The 4,079-nt window shown below is 42.0% G+C and carries 3 protein-coding genes; 1 reads left to right on the forward strand and 2 read right to left on the reverse strand.

The window, feature by feature from the left end:
• Positions 1-390: 390 nt before the first annotated feature.
• A complete protein-coding gene (locus VB081_RS07505) occupies positions 391-2,328 on the forward strand; it encodes a sensor histidine kinase (RefSeq protein WP_323400205.1) in 1,938 nt (645 codons plus the stop codon).
• A gap of 105 nt (positions 2,329-2,433) precedes the next feature.
• On the opposite strand, the gene VB081_RS07510 is transcribed toward VB081_RS07505, so the two are convergent.
• Positions 2,434-2,940 (reverse strand): hypothetical protein, encoded by a 507-nt coding sequence (locus VB081_RS07510; RefSeq protein ID WP_323400206.1) that lies wholly within the window; start codon positions 2,938-2,940, stop codon positions 2,434-2,436.
• 104 nt (positions 2,941-3,044) lie between these two features.
• The coding region (locus tag VB081_RS07515; RefSeq protein WP_323400207.1) for a M13 family metallopeptidase at positions 3,045-4,079 on the reverse strand (1,035 nt) is incomplete at its 5' end.

Below are 4,079 nucleotides of genomic sequence, written 5' to 3' on the forward strand. Positions count from 1 at the left end.
GGAAGGAGAAGCAACAACAAAAGGGAGCTTGATAAGACTGGGAGGCGGTATCTAGATACCGCCTCCCATTATTTTAGCGAAACTACTGGCTATTGACGGAGGGGGATATTTATTAGCCTACATAAATGCTGCCCGAGGTAGCGGTTTCCGTATTTATCACGGTTGCACCTGAATAAGTACGATGATATGTTTTAACATAGTAAGAATATGGGGTCAAGCCAGTTGCATCTTACAACAACACAATTGACGCATATTGTTGTGTTAATCCGTATAGGACTATTGATCAAAGCTGCCTGCTATTTTGTGAAAAATCTTTTTTTCTTTATAGGCTCCATATGATATACTTTAAAATAGCGTTAAAATTTTTGAATTTTGAATGAGGACTATAATTTGAAGCAGTCTATTTTTCTAAGCTTTATCTGCGAAAAGAAATTATTTTTTATATTTCTAATTATCATTGTTTTTCTATGCACTATTTTCTGCCTTTATATCAGCCATTATTTTTCTCCTCTTACGGAATACGAAAAACAATTAAGCGTAGGAATCCTGAAAGAAGAAACGTTATGGGATGTTTATACATTGGACGAGGGACAAAAAATAGAACTGCAATACAATAACGGGATATATGAAGGGCTGCCCCATAGGGGGGATACCTTTTATATGTCTCGCGAAATAACTGAAGAATTTTCCGAGCAGGATCAGGATGGCGCTATCCTTGAACTTGTTTTGCTGGGAGAACATGTGAGCGTTTTTTTAGAAGACGACTTGCTTTATACAGATCACCCTGCCGCAGGGAATCAAATTGGAAATATTATATTTCCACGGGGAAATCCTGAAGAATACATCATCCAGAGAACAATTTATATTTCATTACCTCCTGATTATTTGGGAAAGACGTTGACCATTGCCCAAAGCGAACCCTCGCCACCCGGGGGAACTAGCGCAGAAGGAGAAGTATACACCTGCTTTGTGAAACTGACTACAGTTCGAGCGCTTAATAGCCATGTGGTTGCAACAACTGCAAAAAATTTTATGCCCGCTATACTGTTGATGGTCGTAGCGATTATCTTGCTTTCGCTTTTCCTGTTGCGTTTGTATTACAAAAAGTCTGATTGGTCGCTTCTTTTATTGGCATTTGCGGCATCCCTATGGTCTTTAACGTTTATATTCCTTTTGCCATACGCTGGGAGTTGGAGCCATGCGATTCCCAGCAGTTATGAAAACTATATTATGAAACTTTTTTTTGTGCCAATACTTGTTTCTTTGTGTATCCAGTTAAAAAAATACCGAAAGTGGTCCATTCTGTTGTTTGCTTTATTGATTGTGCTTGTAATCTTAGAGGAGAGTGGAGCGTTATTCATGCTTCCTCCTCCAATGCTAAATAAAATCTTTTATGTTACAGCGGCAGCGAAGATCCTCATTTATGCCGGCTTCATTTTCTTATGCTTGCTGGAATGGCAAAGAAGATATGCAGCAAGGGTGCGCTTGATTAAGCGTATTGGGATTGGGGTTCTGCTGGCGATTGCCGCTTGTGTTGTCTTTACCCTAGCGCCGACAGCCGCAAGTGATGTTTTAGGCGGTTTCTTCTTAAGCAGCCATGTTACAGTAGCAAAGATATTTATGGTAGCGGTACTCATCGTGGCAATCATCATGACGCTGTCTGATTTTATTCGGGAAGCGGCGCAAAAGAGAATAGATATAGAAGTTTTGCGCGCAAGAGAGGTAGCGGCAAATGAGGGATATCAAAACCTGAGTCGCTATACAGAACAGGTTGCAATGCTGCGTCACGATATGAAGAATCACCTTTTGGTTGTAGATTCTATGCTCAAGAATGGAACGTGCGAAGAAGCAGATGATTATGTTAGAAATCTTGTTGCACAAGATGAGCACATCACTCCGGTCGTGCGAACGCGAAACAATCTGGTGAACATGATATTGAACAGCAAATTGAAAGATATCAACGATTTGGGGGTGGAATTGGAGCTCTCAGTTGACGTGCCAGAGCAGTTACCTATTGCAGACAATGATTTGAATAGCCTTTTATCAAACATGTTAGATAACGCGACTGCTGCCTTAAAGGCCGTGCCCAAGGGGCGTGATATGTCATTCCTGCTCAAAATGCATACAAAAAATGGGTTTCTGTATATTCTAAGCAAAAATACGTATGACCCAGCCAATAAACAATCGGTAGATACCTCTGAACCAGTTGGTTATCATGGATACGGACTCAAAATTATTGAAAAAGTTGCTAAAAAATATAGAGGATTTGTCACAATAAATAAAGAGCAAAATGTTTTTGAACTGAATGTTGCAGTGAAAATATCGTAAGTTGGTCGTAACAAGAGGACGCGCTGGCGCGCCCTTTTGTTACGATACAACAATTATACTCATAGGGATTCTGTGACCATATTACTATATTTGTGAGCGGAATAGTTACCCTGCAGGAATGAGCAACACGGAAATGGCTACCAGCTTTGCTTCGGTTGCGCCAGTATCCATAGAGACAGAATAGGTTGTCTTATTTCCCTGATCATACCACTGTGAAACTCCTTCTTTGCCTTCGTTATAGCGTATGGTATAGGGATAATCATCCATGGAAAGCTCTTTGGTGGTTTCAAACTCAGCGTAGACGCCGGAAATATCTTCAAGTGCGTCTGTTTTTTGGACACGAAGGTTATAAGAATCTCCCTGCCATGAAAAACCAATTTGTCCAATTTTGTTGTCGATGATAGAATACTTCATACCAGATGCACCATCGGGTAAGCTGATGGCTATGTCGTCACCCAATTTGTTTTTGATTTCTTCTATGCTTTGCACCTCTATAACAGGATTTTCGAGCTGGTTTGAAGATTCGGCCTCTTGTGGTGCGGGTGTTTGCTGGCTACATGCCGCAAAAGCAAAGATACAAACAACCAACACCACCATAATTAATTTTTTCATTTTTATCACTCCTTGATTTTATTGATCTACGGACAATTTGATCCGTCTATCGCTTCTTTTATACACTGTTTTCAGAATGCTTTTCGGCTATGGATGCTTATGCCTCACCAAATCTCAAACCTTTGTTCCTTTGGCAAAAACATGCCATCGCCCTCCTGCAAACCATATGTGCTGTAAAATGCATCCATAAGCATCATTTGCTGGTTCACCCGAAACACACCGGGGGAATGGGGGTCTGTTTTGAGCCGGACAAGGGCTTCTTCCTCGGTTGCCTTATCCGCCCACACTTCCGTCCATGCCCTGAAAAACTCCTCGTGGTCTGCTTCTTTGTCTGAACGCTCTAAAACTTCCAAAGATACACTCAGACCGCCTGCGTCGGCGGTGTTTTCCGTTACCGTCAACTTTCCATCTATTGTACCGCCCATGTAAGGCAGTCCGTCAAAATGTTGAATCATCTTTTGTGTACGTGCTTCAAATTCTGCCGCATCCTCAGGCAGCCACCAGTTTTGCACATTTCCGTCTGCGTCATAACGGGAACCAATCTGATCGAACGCATGGGAAATTTCATGCCCAATGACAGCGCCGATCCCTCCATAATTCCGGCTGTTGGAGTAAGAAGGACTGTAGTAGGGCTCGTTTAAAATAGCAGCGTTGATCACAATGGAATTGATGTTAGGGATATATGCTGCGTTCACCTCGTAAGATTTAAAAAGCGCAAGCGTAGAGCCTATTCGTTCCAGCCCGACGTTCTCTTGATGGAGGGTAGAAAAATTATTTTTAATAAAGTTCTCCTGAACGGCGAAGACCCCTTGTAGCAAAGCGCCGTCATCTTCCGCGCTGATTAGCTTAAGCCCTTTTGTTACAGGGCTCTCTGCTTCTATTTCGCCGATGATAACATCCATTTTCTCAAGCTTTTCGATTGCTTTTTGGCGGGTAGCATCCTGCATCCAGTCGTTCTCCCGCAGACGATCCTTATATTCTTCGATGATGCCTTTGCACATTTCGTCAATGTTTTCTTTGGTTTCTGTTGTAAGGTAATTGTCGGAATAATATTGGCTCAACTCTATGCTGAAATTTGCAAGCAAAAACCCAAAGCCTTGGTCAGCTGCGCCCTTAGCAAAAGGAACTGCCTCATCTTC

Origin of the sequence: Christensenella sp., from assembly GCF_034927525.1 — a bacterium.
Taxonomy (GTDB): Bacteria; Bacillota; Clostridia; order Christensenellales; family Christensenellaceae; genus Christensenella.